We start from the raw sequence: 16,216 nt of genomic DNA, 5'->3' as shown, positions 1-16,216 counted from the left end.
TTGCACGGCGTGGCTGATGGCATTCCCTGCCCGTTAGTCAATGGAGATTACTCATGCTGAAAAGCCTGTTGCTTGAGGGCGTAGGTCCAGCCAAATTTTTTGGCCCGGTAGATTTTGCGCCACGGCTGAACTTCATCACCGGTGATAACGGCTTGGGCAAGAGCTTTTTGCTGGATATTGCCTGGTGGTCGCTGACTCGCACCTGGGCGCGGGGCGTGTCTGCGGTGCCGCCGACCAGCAGTAAGAAGAGCAGCATTACCTATGCCTTCAGTAAATCGACATCAGGTGACTTTGCAGAGACCAGCGTATTCAAGCGCGGTGATCAGCTATGGCCAACAAAGCAGGGCCGACCAGCTATTCCGGGTGTGGTGATCTACGCCGGGGTCGATGGCAGCTTTTCTGCTTGGGACCCCGCGCGCAACTACTGGCAAAGCGATGATGCGGCGGAGCGCCCCAGGGCGTTCAACTTCACCCCGGAGCAGGTGTGGAACGGGCTTGAGGGACCGAACGGCATTCGCTACTGCAACGGACTGATCCACGACTGGGTGTTATGGCAGAAGGGGCGGGATGAGGCTTTTTCGGACCTGATCAAGGTCTTGGCGGCACTGTCTCCCTCGGGCGTTGAACATCTTGAGCCGGGCCAACCTGTGCGTCTGGGCCTAGACGTTAAAGACTACCCTTCGCTACGTATGAGCTATGGACAGGATGTGGCGTTGGTACATGCTTCTGCCGGTATGCGCCGAATCGCCGCATTGGCTTATTTGTTAGTTTGGACCTGGCGCGAACATCGCCTTGCGTGTGAGCAGACCGGGCGAAAACAGGCCAAGGAAATCGTCTTTCTAATCGATGAGATCGAATGCCATCTACACCCGCAGTGGCAGCGTCGGGTAGTGCCTGCATTGTTGAGGGTAATGGAGGCGCTGACTGGCAAGAAGGTTCCGGTGCAACTGATTGTGGCCACCCATTCCCCGCTGGTACTGGCGTCGGTCGAGCCTGAGTTCGATGTGTCGAAAGATGCCGTATTCAACATTATTTTGCGCAATGGGCAGGCTGAAGTTAGTAAAGAGCCCTGGGCCAAGCAAGGGGATGTGGTGAATTGGCTGGTGTCAGACTCGTTTGGCTTGCGCCAGGCCCGATCTGTCGAGGCTGAGCAAGCCATCGAAGCCGCCGAGGCCTGGATGCGTGGTGAGCAAGCCGCTTTACCACAGAAGTTGCATTCTCAGGGCGCCATCCACAAGGAACTGATGCGTGTACTCCCAGGACATGACGACTTCTGGCCACGCTGGCTGGTTGAGACTCGGCAGCTACCACGCAGGTCGGGTGATGCATGATCGAAATCGATCAGAGGCTTATGGCTGAACCCGCTGAGTTCGATGAAAAATGCCGCAGGAAGGGCGCTCATTGGCTCGCGGCGCATCCCAAGGCGAGCAGGAAGCCAGGGAAGATGCGGCCCAAAGACTTCTGGACCCCTTTCAAGCCTGCGCTGGCAGATGCGTTTCGAGAACTGTGTGCGTATAGCGCTATGTACGAGCCAGTTGGCACCGTGGATCACTTTCTGCCAGTCGATGCCGATGAGGCTTTAGCCTACGAATGGAGCAACTACCGCTTCGCATCGGGCTGGATCAACAGTAGCAAGAACAAGGCTGTCACCATCCTCGACCCACTTGATGTGCGTGAAGGCTGGTTCGAGGTGCTGTTGCCTTCGTTGCAGCTCGTAGTGGTTCCCGAGCGGGTACCCGAACCATTGCGTGAGCTGACAGTGAAGACCCTTGAGCGCCTGCATCTGCAGGATGATGAGCGCGTACTGCGGCAGCGACGTGGCTGGTATCGCAAATATCAGGAGGGCAAGCTGACGCTCGAAGGGCTGCGTGATGTTGCCCCTCTGATTGCGCGAGCCGTAGAGAGGCAGAACGCTGCAGCTCTGCCGTGAGCGAACAAGTACCGATCAAGTAACCGAGCATGTAAGGCTCGCTCGCCGCGTGGTCGTGCCACGTCATTCGAGTGATGCTCCCGCCAGGTAAGGCAGTGAAATGACCGAAGATCAGCTGGAAAAAGAAGCACTCGAATGGCTCGTCGGGTTGGGCTACACGCATCTCTACGGCCCGGATATCGCCCACGACGGCGATAACCCCGAGCGCGAGAGCTATCGCGACGTGCTTTTGACCATGCGCCTGCGCACGGCCATCGCTCGACTCAATCCGCAGGTCCCGCTGGCGGCGCGTGAGGACGCCTTACGCCAGGTCCTGGAGTTGGGCGTGCCGGTGCAGCTGTCGGCCAACCGCCTGTTTCATCGTCTGCTGGTCGGCGGTGTGCCGGTGCAATACCAGAAGGACGGTGAGACCCGCGGCGATTTCGTGCGGTTGATCGACTGGGCTGATGTGCGAGCCAACGAGTGGCTGGCGGTCAACCAGTTCAGCATTCAAGGGCCGAAGCACACGCGTCGGCCCGACATCATTCTGTTCATCAACGGCCTGCCGCTGGTGCTGCTGGAGCTGAAGAACCCGGCGGATGTGCATGCTGATCTGGTGAAGGCGTTCGATCAGATCCAGACCTACAAGGAGCAGATTCCGGACGTCTTCCACTACAACGAGATTCTGGTGATCAGCGATGGCAGCGAGGCGCGTATGGGCTCGCTGTCGGCAGATATCGAGCGCTTTGCCCGCTGGCGCACCATCGATGGTGTGAACGTCGACCCGCTGGGTGAGTTCCACGAGTTGGAGACGCTGGTGCGGGGTGTGCTGCAGCCGGCGATGCTGTTGGATTACCTGCGTTACTTCGTGCTGTTCGAGGATGACGGCCGGTTGGTGAAGAAGATTGCCGGCTATCACCAGTTCCATGCCGTGCGTGCGGCCATCCAACAGGTGGTCAGCGCCTCGCGCCCAGGCGGCACGCACAAGGGTGGGGTGGTCTGGCATACCCAGGGTTCGGGCAAGAGCATCACCATGACCTGCTTCGCTGCGCGGGTGATGCAGGAAGCGGCGATGGAAAACCCGACCATCGTGGTGATCACCGACCGCAATGACCTGGACGGCCAGTTGTTCGGCGTGTTCTCGCTGTCCCAGGATTTGCTGCGTGAGCAGCCGGTGCAGGTGGCCACCCGCGGCGATCTGCGCGAAAAGCTGGCCAACCGCCCCAGTGGCGGCATTGTCTTCGCCACCATCCAGAAGTTCATGCCGGGTGAGGATGAAGACAGCTTCCCGGTGTTGTCCACGCGCTCGAATATCGTAGTGGTGGCCGACGAGGCGCACCGCACCCAGTACGGCTTCAGTGCCTCGTTGAAGGCGCCGGACCTCAAGGTTGCCGAGGCAAGTGCCCGCTATCAGGTGGGTTATGCCCAGCACCTGCGTGATGCCTTGCCCAACGCCACTTTTGTGGCCTTCACAGGTACGCCGGTGTCCAGTGAAGATCGCGACACCCGTGCGGTATTTGGTGACTACATCCACGTCTACGACATGCAGCAGGCCAAGGAAGATGGTGCCACCGTAGCCATCTACTACGAGTCGCGGCTGGCCAAGCTGTCGCTCAAAGACTCGGAGCTGGCGCATATCGACGACGAGGTCGACGAACTGGCCGAGGATGAGGAAGAAGATCAGCAGTCACGCTTGAAATCGCGCTGGGCCGCGTTGGAAAAGGTGGTGGGGGCCGAGCCGCGTATCAAGAGCGTGGCGGCCGACCTGGTGGCGCACTTCGAGGAGCGCAACCAGGCGCAAAGTGGCAAGGCCATGGTGGTGGCCATGAGCCGCGAGATCTGCGTGCACCTGTATAACGAGATCATCGCCCTGCGCCCCCAATGGCACGACGAGGATCCGGAGAAGGGCGCAGTGAAGATCGTCATGACCGGCAGTGCCTCGGACAAGGCACTGCTGCGCCCGCATATTTATCCCGGCCAGGTGAAGAAACGCTTGGAGAAGCGTTTCAAGGATCCTGCCGATCCGCTGCAACTGGTGATAGTCCGCGACATGTGGCTGACTGGCTTCGATGCACCTTGCGTGCATACCCTGTATGTCGACAAACCGATGAAGGGTCACAATCTGATGCAGGCCATCGCCCGTGTGAACCGGGTTTTCAAGGACAAGCAGGGTGGCCTGGTGGTGGATTACATCGGCATTGCCAACGAACTGAAGGCGGCGCTCAAGGAATACACCGCCAGCAAGGGTAGGGGGCGACCCACAGTGGACGCCCACGAAGCCTACTCGGTGCTGGAGGAAAAGCTCGATGTGCTGCGCAGCCTGCTGCATGGCTTCGATTACAGCGACTTCCTGACTGGCGGGCACAAGCTGCTGGCCGGTGCAGCCAACCATGTGCTGGGTCTGGAGGATGGCAAGAAGCGCTTTGCTGACAACGCGCTGGCCATGAGCAAGGCTTTCACCCTGTGCTGCACGCTCGATGAAGCCAAGGCGGTACGTGAGGAAGTTGCCTTCCTGCAGGCCATCAAGGTGCTGCTGACCAAGCGCGAGATCAGTGCCAAGAAGAAAACCGACGAAGAGCGCGAGCTTGCCATCCGCCAGATCATCGGCAATGCGGTGGTCTCGGGTGAAGTGGTGGATGTGTTCGAGGCGGTTGGCTTGGACAAGCCCAATATCGGCCTGCTGGATGACGAGTTCCTAGCCGAGGTGCGCAACCTGCCGGAGAAGAACCTCGCCGTTGAGTTGCTGGAGCGCCTGCTGGAAGGCGAGATCAAGAGCAAGTTCGCCAGCAATCTGGCCCAGGAGAAGAAGTTCTCTGAACTGCTCGATAGCGTAATCAAGCGCTACCAGAACCGTTCCATCGAAACCGCCCAGGTCATCGAAGAGCTAATCGAGATGGCCAAGAAGTTCGCCGCTGCCAGCAAGCGCGGTGACCAGTTGGGGCTGAATGACGATGAATTGGCTTTCTACGATGCCTTGGCTAATAACGAAGCTTCGGTACGTGAGCTGGGTGACGAGATTCTCGCCAAGATTGCCCATGAACTCACCGACAGCCTGCGCCAGAACGTAACGGTCGATTGGAGTAATCGAGACAGTGTGCGTGCCAAACTGAGGCTTTTGGTTAAGCGCATCCTGCGCAAATACAAATACCCGCCGGATCAGCAGGAGGAGGCGGCGCAGCTGGTACTGGCGCAGGCGGAGACGCTGTGTGAGGCGTGGATGTAGTTGTGCCTCAGCGTGTTGAGGTCGATTTGACCAAGCGTAAGCTGACGTGGAAGCGGTGGAAGTATGTTGGCGGTCTCGGTCTAAGTCATGCCAAGCCATGCTCCGCATCGAATGACCAGCCACTCACCTGCGGCGAGTGAAAAGCTGCTTTTTGACAACAAAGCCTGTCGCTGCGCGAAGGCAGTCGACCATTTTGCTCCTTTGCTCGGTTTCGCTTCACATTCGTTACGCTGACCTCACAAACGATCAAAACGCCCAACTGCCCCATACTTGAAGATTTCAAGTATGGGGGGAGGGGGCGTACTTGAAGAATCGCCTGGACGGCTGCTTCAAGTACGCCCCCTCCCGTGTATTTGTTGTCAAAGTCAAAGCTTAGCCAGCCCGGCAGGCCGGGCTGAAAAGACGGCCTTGCGGGTGGTGCGGCGTTTAGCTGCTCATGCCGTTTGCGATCAAATTCAAAAAGTAGCCAGCGCTAGTGGCGCCGCAGTGACGAGCTCGGCGTCAAAAAAGTGCTGATGGCCATGCAGAAGAAGCTTCATTCAAAATGCTCGCCATGCGGTGGTGATTTGGTTATGAAAAAAGTCACCGAAGTCAGTGTTTTCAAGGGTTGCAGCGATAATATAACCAAAAAAAGGAGTGCCAGTTTTGGCACGTTTTGCGCCACTAGAGGCCAGTACGGTGTCAGTCCCGGCTTCCTCCAGTGCCACTAGTGGCACTCAAACTGCCTCTAGTGGCACGATCCGGGTGTCACAAAACGTGTGTGCGACACGCATGGTGTATCGCAGCAACTGAGTGCGACATGGTTGGAGTGTCGCAATGCGCGCGTGCGACAGACCGAGAGTGTCGCATTGATGTTCTGCGATACACCCTGAATATCGCAGGCCAGACCGTGCGACACGAAGGTTGTGTCGCAAATCTGCAACCACATTGCCGGTACCGCTTGAGGCACGGTATGGGTGTCGCAATGAGCATGTGCGACATGCTGGGTGTGTCGTAGTCAGTTCATGCGACAGGGGGCGCGTATCGCAGCGTGAGCGTGCGACAGCCCAAGTGTGTCGCATTGCGGTGTCGCTAATACACGATTGGGTCTCAGTACATGAGGTGATATGCCACCGGTCAAAAAAACCAAGGTGGTAGCCGTATGTGATGACCCAGTGCCGGCGGCATTCTGGTCGCATCAGCGTTCTGCGACAGGCTGGTAGTATCGCTGATGTCTGAAAGCTTTCTAAAAATGCAAAAAGGCCGCACTGACGGCGGCCTTTATTGATCCTTCATCGCATCATCTCCAGCTGATGATGGTGCCCTTCTGCTATGAATGAAGGGGCTAGTGCAGCGTTTTCTTGGCTTTCCGGCCTCGCTTGCTACGTCCTTTCTGGCTGCTCATCAAATTCTTGAAATGCTGCCAGTTTATGGCGCCTAGGGGCAGGTTGTAGCTCAGGGATCGCTCCAAGGTATCCAGCAAAAACACGGACTGCGGCTTATCGAGGTAGTGCTCGCGGGTGACTTCGAGCATATCGCTGTTATGACCCAGCAGGTTTGCAATAACGGTTGCTGGCACGCCGGACTTCTGAAGCTGTACCGCGAAAGTGCGACGAAAGCTTTTAAAAGTGAAGCCGCCACTGAGTGCAACTGGGCAATGCTGTCCGATGAAGCCGGCTCCTGTGACTGGGCCGCAGAAGAAGCGGCTCGCAGCACGTGAATATAGGTGCTTTTCGTCAAAGCGAAGCTCTGAAAACAGCAAAGCATCAGGTCCTTCGGACTGACGGCGTTCCTCGACGAAGTCCAGAAAGCCCATTTCGATCAGCTTCGAGCAAATTGGGATCTCGCGCTCCGACTGCGCATTCTTTAGCGACTTGTTGAAGCCATGGGCGTTGATACTGATTAGGGGCACGCCATGGGCGTCATGGAACACATCGCTAACACGTAGCTGGCAGATTTCGTTGAGTCTGCCACCGGTGAAGAGCCCAAGCGGCATCAGCCAAAAGCAGTAGCTATGTGCGTCTTGGCGAACTTGCGCTGCCGGTGTGCCTGGCGCGTAGTTCTGATAGGGCCAGCTATTGAAGAGGCTGACCAGATTGGAATCCAAAAAGAACTTGGTGACCTTTGCTTTGGTGGTCTGGCAGCCCTCGGCTTTGAGCTCTTCATCGGCGATCAGCTTTCCCTTCAGTGCCTCGTTAATCATGCGATTGAACAGCTGATAGTAGGCCTGCAGGTTTTCTCCCTGGCTTCCTGAGGTGCTGCCTTTTCTGAGTAGCAGCGGGAGCTTATCCCGGATCGCATCAATGTCAGCACTGCCCAACTCCGACACTCGGCGCTGTGGGTTGTCCTCGGTGAGTACTGACTTCAGCTTGGCCATCCGGGCTTGGATCATGTAGGCAGTCTTGGGGGCGTAGTCGTTTTCGCGAAGGAAACGAGCCAGAACTGTATCCAAAAATTCGCTGAGGAGCGGGGAGTGATGAAAGCGATAAATCGCGTCGGCAATACTGGAGAGGTGCGGTAGTGCCAGCTCCAAGCTTTTTTCATGCCCGGGGGCGGCCACCAGGGTTAGGCCGTGGAGGATTGGAGCGGATAGGTGCGGAGTGTTTACAGCATTCATAGGTGCCTCACTAGTTAATTGAGGCACCACAATATCACTGGCTATGTAACCAGTAAATATGAAAATTGCAAAATAATATAATTATCTGCCTCCATTGACAAGTTGTCAATAGATTTTTTTTCAGTGCGGGGAGGGCGATCTCCCCGCGCCGCCTCAGCTATCGGGTGATGCGGGATTGCCAGTGCCGTTTTTCAGCCCAACCGGTGGCCTTGGCCTTGTCGACTCCAGCTGGGCGGCCGATGCGAAAGACGCCTTGCTTGGCTTGCAGCGCCTTGTAGTGGCTGTAGTGGATGTGCGTAGTCGAGGCCTCAAAGTCGATCTTGTCGAGCTCCTCTTTCAGCACATAGCTCGGGTAGCAATCGCCATAGCCGCCAGTGGTGCTGCGGTCGGCGTGGCCGACCAAGGCTTTGCCGATCAGCATGTCCAGCTTTTGTCGACGGAACTGCTGAATGAACGTATGCCGCAGGCCATGAAAGGTGAGTTCGTCATCGCCCAGTCCGCATTGTCCCAAATAGCCTTTGTCATCTTTGTCTGAGCCCCGGTACCAGCGACTGGCTGTGTGCCCGGGCGAAAGGTCGCCATACACGCGAAGATTTTCAAAAAGCGGCGCTGACAGATCACTGCCATTTGCCTCCAGGCGCTGCTGATGAAACGCCAAGAAGCCGGCTTCAAGAATGACCTTATGTAGCGGCACGAGGCGCTCCGAGTCGACAGTTTTCAGCTGCCGCGCCCCGGAGCTGCTGATGCTGATTACCCATACGCCAAGCTCTTCACGAATATCGCCGAGCCGAAGCTGGCAAAGCTCGCTCAGGCGAGCGCCAGTGTAGAGGCCGAGCAGGGGTAGCCAGAAGCGGTAGTCATCCAGGCGCCAGCGCGGCGGCGACTTGAGCGTATAGACCGGGCCATTGAGCAGTTGCTCAATCTGTCTGGGGGTATAGGTGCGCTTCCGTGGCGCGGCTGCGCCTTTGGTGCTGAATGAAAGTCCGGCAGCCAGATTCTCTTTCAAATACCCCTGGTCGTGCGCATAGCTGATGAGCGCGCGTGCCAGCTCGAAAAACTTCTTCGCTGTCCTGGCATTCAAAGGCTCGTACTTGCCGCTCTGAATAATCTGACTTAGGGGCTGATAGCGAGTGGCGCGCAAGCGATGACGATTTTTGGGGTAGCTGCGCAACTGATCGCGCAAAGCATTGAAGTCCGCGCGGGTCAGCGTGCTGAGTGGGCGATGACCGCCGATTAGCTCTGCAAGTCCTTCCAGGCGAGCATGCATGGTGATGCGGGTGCGCGGATTCTTCCATGCCCCTTCGCGTACCTGGCGCTCTTCGAACTCCCGGATGAGAGCGCCGAAGTGCCGGCAGTTCTCATGAGTGAGTGGTGGCTGGATCAGCAGGTCGTTGGAGGCGGGTGCCTCAAACAAGGCTTGTAGCTTTGCGTTTTGGGCGGGTGACAAAACACTGCCGAGAGCATTCAGCAGTGCAAGCGTGCCGGCGTCCTGGGGTGCTGTGACGGCGTCGTTTGCCGCGCTCATGTCGGGGAGGGTGTACATGGGCTCTGCAGGTGGGATGGGGCCAAGCATGCGCCGGATCAGGTCCTGAATTTCTTGCAGGGCGCGTTCGTAGGCATCCGCTGAAGGGGCTTCGATGAAGCTTTTAACCAGAATCTTGTCGATCTGGCCGAGGCTGAAATGCAGCAGGATCGACGCGAGGATCGGTGAACTAGTAAGCAGTTCGACCCGCAGTTTGTCGGGGTGGCAAGGCACGCCATTGAGCCGCGCGCCGGTCAGCGGAATAAGGAGCGTATAGAGCCCGCTTTCTTCCTGAAGAATTTGAAAGTTTTGGCAGAGGGTTAGGCGGTCGAGCTGTCCCGAGATCCGGCTGAAGTGAAACATTACGCTGTGCGCGGAGCGTGGAAGGCCCGGCGGAATATGCAGCAGATGGCGACCCTGGTCGGGGCGGGCAAAACACAGGTACTCGTAGAACGACAGCATCGTGATAAGTGGATGCCCGGTTTTGAAGATGTTCTTAGCCATCGGGGTGGTTTCCAGCACTGTGATTGCGCTGTAGATGTAAGCGGCAGCCGCGTTGGCGGTGACTGGGTCGTTAGTGCCGAGCGGCCAGTCAAAGCGGGTGAAACCGAATTTGAGGGCTTGGCGCAGGGCTTCGCTCGGATACAAGGCGAAGTGGATTTCCCCGCCTGGTTCATTGCAATAGAGCACGATGTGCTCTTGGCACTCTTTCAGCAGGCGCTCATGCCCGGCGCTCAGATCAGAGTTAGCCAGTACGGCAGGTGCAGGGCGGAGCGCCCAGATTTTCAGGTGGCTCTCCGTAAAACGGCTGATTTCGGCGTGAACAATGGCCAGGTTTGACAGAAAGCCCTCAGGATCCAGCTCAATCGTGTCGGCGCTGCTGCGCCTCATCAGATCTTCGAAACGCGGGTTGAGATATTGGGCGAGATCGCGTGCGAGCGCTTCATCATGGCCGAGTGACCAGCGGATTTGTGCTGGTAGCTGCGGGTGATTGCCGATATAGCCCGGGAAGGTGAAGTAGTACTGGAAGCCAGTTTTGGCTTGATAGACCAGGTGCTGAACACCGGTTTTGCTTTGACGCTTGGACATGATGGCATACCTATTTGGATTCACAGTTGGACTGTGTGAAATCCAGTGCCATCAAATCGTGCCTGAAACCCGCGTTTTAGACGGGTTCCAGGCTTTATTTGGTGGAGCCGGGGGGATTTGAACCCCCGTCCGCCAGTTCTCCACTGTTGGTACTACATGCTTAGCCGTGTCTATTGAGTTAACCCTCAGCCGCCCGACGGGCAGGGTGCATTGGGCGAGTTGTGTAAGTTTTAGCCACTTCGTCCACAACGTACTACGCGGCGATCCTGTTCTGCATGACAATCACTTCAGGTTTACAGGCATCCCCTAGTGATCGCTGGAGCCGAAGCTACCAGAAGGACTAGTCGCGCCGCTTACGCAGCGAGAGCGTAGCCCTCGTAGTTTTCGTCATTGGCAACTATAGAAAGTTGCAACAGTTTATTTACGACTTCTGTTACCAAGTCGGCATGCACCTCGAGCTTCGCTACCGGCGTCGAATCCTAATCGGCCCCAAAACTTTTCGGTTACAGATAGGACGTGAAGTGTACGGCAAAGGTTCCTCAGCGTCGACTGCGGATTCCGTCCGGGGAGGCTATGATGGCGCCTCGCATCTGCCTGCGCCCTCAGCAAAGGAGCCGTAATGCCGAGTTCTAGCCGCTACCCTCTCCGTCAGTGGATCTGGCGCGCGTTTGTGCAAAGCGCACTGATCCCGCTGATTCTGGTGGAGTCGGTGTTGATTGCGGTGTATCTGCTAAGCAACCAGGCGATTCGCGATGCGCAGATCGGCCATCTGCAGGAGACGGCGGTCAAGGACCTGGCTAGCGCGGCGTTGCGTGAGGGGCAGATCATTGACAGTCGCCTGCGCTCGATCGAGTCGCTGGTGCAGGTGTACCGTGATGCCACCCACAAGGCCCTGCTCGATACCCGCTTTGAGGCTGACGAACTCGAGCGTCAGCGTCATGCTGTGACCGACGGCGTCTTCTATACCCGCAGCGATGACGGGCGTGCGGCCTCCTTCTATGCCAACAGCACGCCGCTGGCACAGCAGGATCACGCCAAGGTGATGCGCCTGTCGCAGCTCGATCCGCTGATGAGTTCTATCCGCCAGGCCAACCCGCTGGTGGCAGCCCTGTATTTCAACACCTGGGATAGCTACAACCGCATTTACCCCTGGTTCGATACGCCCGCGCAGTATCCCCACGACATGGTGATACCTGATTACAACTTCTATTACCTGGCTGACGCCAAGCACAACCCGCAGCGCAAGGTGATGTGGACCGAGGTGTATCTCGACCCCGCCGGCCTAGGCTGGATGATGTCGGCTATCGCCCCGGTGTATCGCGACGATTTTCTAGAAGGTGTGGTCGGTCTCGACGTGACCATCGGCCAGATCCTGGGTGAAATCGCCGAGCTCAACGTGCCCTGGCAGGGCTACGCGATGCTGGTCAGCCATGACCACAACATCATGGCGTTGCCGAAGGCCGGGGAACGGGACTTCGGTCTGCGTGAGCTGACCCAGTATTCCTACGATGAAGCCGTGCGCCGTGAGGTGCTCAAGCCCGAAGACTTCAACCTCACCAAGCGCGAGGGCATGGCGTCGCTATTGCAGGCGATGAATGAAGGTAATGGCAGCGCGCAGGAGGTGATGCTCGGTGGCCGCAAACAGTTGGTGGCCTGGAGCGAGATTCCACAGACCGGCTGGCGCCTGTTGCTGGTGGTGGACGAGGAGCAGATCTTCCATGACACCAACCAGCTGGCCGAGCGCTACATGCAGATCGGTTACCTGCTGATCGCAGGCCTGGCCGGGTTCTACCTGTTGTTCTTCGCCCTGATGTGGCTGCGCTCGCGCCACCTAAGCGACCAGCTGTCGAGGCCCATCAATGGCATTGTCGACATGGCCGCCAGTCTCGGTCAGGGCAAGTATCTGCCCGCCGCACCGGACAGCCATATCGCCGAGGTCAGCCGCCTGGCCGATGCCGTGCAGCAGGCCGGCAAGCAGCTCAAGGCCAGTGAGCATGAGCGGCAGGAGGCACAAAGCATCCTGCAACTGGTGCTGGAGAGCACCACTGAAAGTCTCTGGCAGATCGATACGCGTGATCTCACCATCGATCTCAGCGAGCGCTTCGTGCGGCGTTTCGGCCTGGGTGCGAGGCATCTGACGCTGAGCGAATTCAACCAGCGCGTGCATCCAGATGATCTGGAGCGCCTGCGCCATCTGCGCAAGTTGTTCGCCGATAATGGCGAGGAATATTTCGACGCTGAGTATCGCTATCTCGATTGCCGTGGCGAGTACCTCTGGTTGCTCAGCCGAGGCAAGGTTCTTTTGCGTGACGAGAGCGGCTGGCCGCTGCGAATCGCCGGCACGCACGTCGATATCACCCGGCTCAAGCAGGTGGAAGATGACCTGCGTCACGCCAGTCTCGAGGCACTCGCCGCCAGCCAGGCCAAGAGCCGTTTCCTATCGAGCATGAGCCACGAGCTGCGCACGCCGCTCAACGCGATTCATGGCTTCGCCCAGTTGATCGAAATGGAGGCGCAGGACAAGCACGATGCCAAGCTGGAGACCGACTACTCGCGTGAGATCGTCAGCGCCAGCCGCCATCTCACCTCGCTGGTCGATGACATCCTCGATCTGTCGAGCATCGAAAGCCGGCGTCAGCAGTTGCAATTCCAGCCGATCGATATCGGCAAACTGCTCAAGGGCTGTGCCGAGCTGGTGCAGCCCGAAGTGCAACAAAAACAGCTGCAACTGCAAGTAATGGAGGCGGCCGATCCGCCCTTGTTCGTGCAGGGCGACCCACGTCGGGTGCGACAGATTCTGCTCAACCTGCTGTCCAATGCGATCAAGTACAACAGCCCGCGCGGGATGATTCGCATGGGCTACGAGGTGCGTGCCGACGGTGTGCGATTGTGGGTCGACGACACCGGACCAGGGCTTTCCAGCGAGCAACAGGCGCAGCTGTTCCAGCCGTTTCAGCGCCTCGGCCGGGACAGCTCGAACATTCCCGGTACCGGTATCGGCCTGGTGCTGTGTCGCGAACTGGCCACGCTGATGAATGGCGAGATCGGCGTGCGCAGCGAACCGGGAGTGGGCAGCCGTTTCTGGCTTGACATACCCAGTGCTGCCAGCCCTGATGGACAGGCTGACGAGGCAGCCGAGGCGCCGGCGCAGGTCGTGAAAAGTCTGGTACAGGTGCTGTGCGTGGAGGATCACCCGGCCTGTATGAAGATTCTCCAGGCATCCTTGCGTGAGTTTGCCGAGGTCAGGGGAGTGGGGTCCTGCCAGCGGGCACTAGCCGAATTGCAGGACAGTGAACCAGCGCTGGTGCTGCTGGATATCGATTTGCCCGACGGCAGCGGACTCGAGGTGCTCGACGCCATGCGCGCCGAGCCTCGCCTGCGTGATGTGCCGGTGATGGTGATCAGCGCAGTGGCTGACGCCCGCTTGTTCGAGGATGCTCGGGCACGCGGAGCGTCAGCCTGCCTGAGCAAACCGGTGGATCTGCAAGAGGTCAGGCAGGTGGCGCTGGGTCTGCTTTACAGCGGCTTCTGACCCTTCACTCGCTGGCCGACAGCAGGTCCAGGGCTTCGCCGAGTACCTTGACCGACTCGGTGTGATCGCCAGCCTTGTGCAGGGCTTCGCCCTCGGCGCGCAGCTCCTTGACCTTGGCCAGCACCTCTGGGTCGGACGGTGGATCGCTTTGCAGCAGTGCATCGATCTTGGCCATGTCCTGCGGGCAGTGCATGGCCCACAACGGCAGGCTGACCAGGGCAGCGGCGAGAAACATGAGCGTGCGACGCATGATGACTCTCCTGAAACGGGTGAAGGAGATTTCAGTATAGAAGCCCGCCTTCTGCGTGTTGCCCTTTAGTAGTGATACCAGCGCAGCTCCAGTTTCACTTCATTGACCGGGCTGGCCAGCTGGCTGAATTCGCGCTGGGCGCTCAGGCGCAGGCCGAGGTTGCGCGAAACTTCCCATTGCTGGTTGAGCGATAGACGTCGGCGCACTTCGCCGTTGTGGAAGTAATCGCCTGCAGCTTCCAGGGTCATGTTGCCCAGCGGGTTGCGCCAGAGCAGTCCACTGTTGAATCCGAGTGCCGGAGAGATGACGGCGGCAAAGTCCTCGTTGTATTCCAGGCGTGCGGTGCCGAGGGCAAAGCCCAGTAGGTCGTCGTGCAACTGCCAGGTGGCGCCGGCGCCGCCGCTGATATGGCCGACCAGCCGGCTATCGCCATCTTCGCCTAGCACCCGCTCCAAACCGCCGCCGATCTGCCAGGACAGCGGCTGCAGCAGGGCGTTGCGTGGTGTCAGCGAGCGGATATTGGCCAGATCCAGGCGTTGCAACTGCCAGTGGTTGTTTTCGTACTGGCGCAGCTTGAGCTGGAAGATCTCGATCTGCGCGCCGAGTGGGAAGCCGTCGAGGTTGTCGGTGAGGTCGTGGTAGGCCATGCGCAGGCCGTACTCGGCAAAGGCGCGATCATCGCGGCTGCCGCCAGCCAGTTGCCAGGTGCGTGATTCGTGGCCTTCCTCAGGCAGCGGCGGGCGCTCGACTGCCAGTGGCGGTGGCGGGTTGCGATTGATCGCGCCGAGTAGCTGGAAGCTGCGCTGGGCGTTGCTGCTGCGCTCTTCATCGTTGGCGTGGTAGCGCACCAGACGGAAGGCGGCGTCCTGGATCAGGGCACGGCGTTCCGCCGGCATGGCGAGGAAGGCGCTGTCGTCGAGTTGCGTTGGGTCTTGGCTCAGGCGCAGCACCCAGGCCTGTTCGTCGCGCTCCAGCGGTTCAGCGCGGGCCAGCAGTTCGCGCTCGCGCGAAGGGCGGTAGTCGATGCGTTCGATCAGCCCGGCATCCTTGGCCGCGCGCACGGTGTCGGTGGGGATGGCGGTCAGCGGGAAATGTTCGGTCAGCTCGATGCCAGGGCGGGCGATTTCCAGCAGTTCCAGCAGGCGGTAGGAGCAGTTCTCGTCGAAGAAAAAGTAGTCGAAGCGAACCTGCTTGAGTTCCCAGACGTGCTCGACCATGCGCGCGGTTTCTTCCGACGTCAGGTTCAGCCGGTATTCCCACAGGTCGCGATTTTCCAGGCGATTGTATTCGCTGAGTTTCTCACGGTACGGCACCAGGGCGAACAGGCCTGGATAGCCGCCCATCAGGCCGCGCCAGGCGTAGAGGATGCTGTTGTCGTTACCTTCGATGAACGCGCCGAAATTCAGCGCGTAGCTGAGCAGTGCGGTGTTGTGGCTGTCGATATCGGCCTGGTCGATGCGCAGCAGTGTGTGGCCGAACATTGATGACGGGCTATTCAGGTAGGCCGCTGGGAACACCAGCACCGTGCTGTGTGGATTGACGTCGGCGAACCAGTTTCGATATTCGGCGCAGTCGGGGCTGGGCAGGTCATCGAGTTGCAATTGCGCCTTGAGCCAACGAGTGCGCGCCGGGTAGACGCACTGCGGGTGGCGGTCGCCCAGCTCGGCAGGTTGGTACAGCGCCTTCAGGGTCGCATGCAGTTCGGCTGCCGGGTCGCTGTCGCCATCTTCGGCGAGAAAGAAATCGTCGTCGTCGACATAGCTGCGCCAGCCGCCGAGCTTGCCGGTTTCATAGTGGCCGAGGGCGATCCAGTAAGGATCGTTGGCCAGTTGTTCGAGCGTGGCAGCATGCAGGGGAAGGCTGAAGCTCAGGGCAAGGACCGCGAATATCCGTTTCAAGATCGCTGTTCTTCTGGTCATGGCGATGGCCGAGCTTTGGCCACGCGGCAGACTGGTGTCAAGGCAGTCGACGTCGGCATTTTGCGCAAGTGCTGGCCGGTGTCCATTGTGGGCGTTGCGCGGCGCATCACGGTTGAGCCGCTCTTCATTTTTTGAATCAAGCCTTGATCCCTTTCGCGCCACAGGCCCAGAATCAC

The 16,216-nt window shown here is 58.8% G+C and carries 8 protein-coding genes and 1 other RNA gene; 4 read left to right on the top strand and 5 right to left on the bottom strand.

Features of this window, described 5'->3' with window-relative positions; translation table 11 throughout:
- The first annotated feature begins 53 nt into the window (after positions 1–53).
- From EGJ86_RS03250 to EGJ86_RS03240, 3 genes are all read left to right on the top strand, one after another.
- Positions 54–1,331: an AAA family ATPase gene (locus tag EGJ86_RS03250; protein WP_125834034.1), complete on the top strand. Its 1,278-nt coding sequence runs from the start codon at positions 54–56 to the stop codon at positions 1,329–1,331.
- On the top strand, positions 1,328–1,930 hold the full coding sequence (locus EGJ86_RS03245; protein WP_125834033.1) for a hypothetical protein: 603 nt from the start codon (positions 1,328–1,330) through the stop codon (positions 1,928–1,930). Before EGJ86_RS03250 ends, EGJ86_RS03245 begins: the two co-directional genes overlap by 4 nt.
- Positions 1,931–2,030: 100 nt before the next feature.
- Positions 2,031–5,132, top strand: coding sequence for a type I restriction endonuclease subunit R (locus EGJ86_RS03240; RefSeq protein WP_125834032.1), 3,102 nt, complete (start codon positions 2,031–2,033; stop codon positions 5,130–5,132).
- Positions 5,133–6,456: 1,324 nt separating this feature from the next.
- On the opposite strand, the gene EGJ86_RS03235 is transcribed toward EGJ86_RS03240, so the two are convergent.
- The 3 genes from EGJ86_RS03235 to ssrA form a co-directional block, all read right to left on the bottom strand.
- Positions 6,457–7,728: a tyrosine-type recombinase/integrase gene (locus EGJ86_RS03235; RefSeq protein ID WP_125834031.1), complete on the bottom strand. Its 1,272-nt coding sequence runs from the start codon at positions 7,726–7,728 to the stop codon at positions 6,457–6,459.
- A 157-nt stretch (positions 7,729–7,885) separates the two neighbouring features.
- Positions 7,886–10,339 carry a site-specific integrase gene (locus EGJ86_RS03230; protein WP_125834030.1) on the bottom strand — a complete coding sequence of 818 codons (2,454 nt, stop codon included), beginning with the start codon at positions 10,337–10,339 and terminating at the stop codon, positions 7,886–7,888.
- Between the two features lie 99 nt (positions 10,340–10,438).
- Positions 10,439–10,830: a transfer-messenger RNA gene (gene ssrA, locus EGJ86_RS03225) on the bottom strand.
- Positions 10,831–10,958: 128 nt separating this feature from the next.
- On the opposite strand from ssrA, the gene EGJ86_RS03220 reads away from it, so the two are divergent.
- Positions 10,959–13,871, top strand: coding sequence for an ATP-binding protein (locus EGJ86_RS03220; protein WP_125834029.1), 2,913 nt, complete (start codon positions 10,959–10,961; stop codon positions 13,869–13,871).
- Positions 13,872–13,875: 4 nt separating this feature from the next.
- On the opposite strand, the gene EGJ86_RS03215 is transcribed toward EGJ86_RS03220, so the two are convergent.
- The gene (locus EGJ86_RS03215) at positions 13,876–14,121 is read right to left on the bottom strand and encodes a hypothetical protein (protein ID WP_125834028.1); all 246 of its coding nucleotides are present in this window, start codon (positions 14,119–14,121) and stop codon (positions 13,876–13,878) included.
- A 65-nt stretch (positions 14,122–14,186) separates the two neighbouring features.
- The gene (locus EGJ86_RS03210; RefSeq protein WP_177432752.1) at positions 14,187–16,040 is read right to left on the bottom strand and encodes a DUF4105 domain-containing protein; all 1,854 of its coding nucleotides are present in this window, start codon (positions 16,038–16,040) and stop codon (positions 14,187–14,189) included.
- Positions 16,041–16,216 lie beyond the last annotated feature (176 nt).

Origin of the sequence: Pseudomonas sp. o96-267, assembly GCF_003935465.1 — a bacterium.
GTDB classification, from domain to species: domain Bacteria; phylum Pseudomonadota; class Gammaproteobacteria; order Pseudomonadales; family Pseudomonadaceae; genus Aquipseudomonas; species Aquipseudomonas sediminis.
Note: the sequence above shows the minus strand (reverse complement) of the source record. Positions and strands in the feature narration are given on the sequence as shown.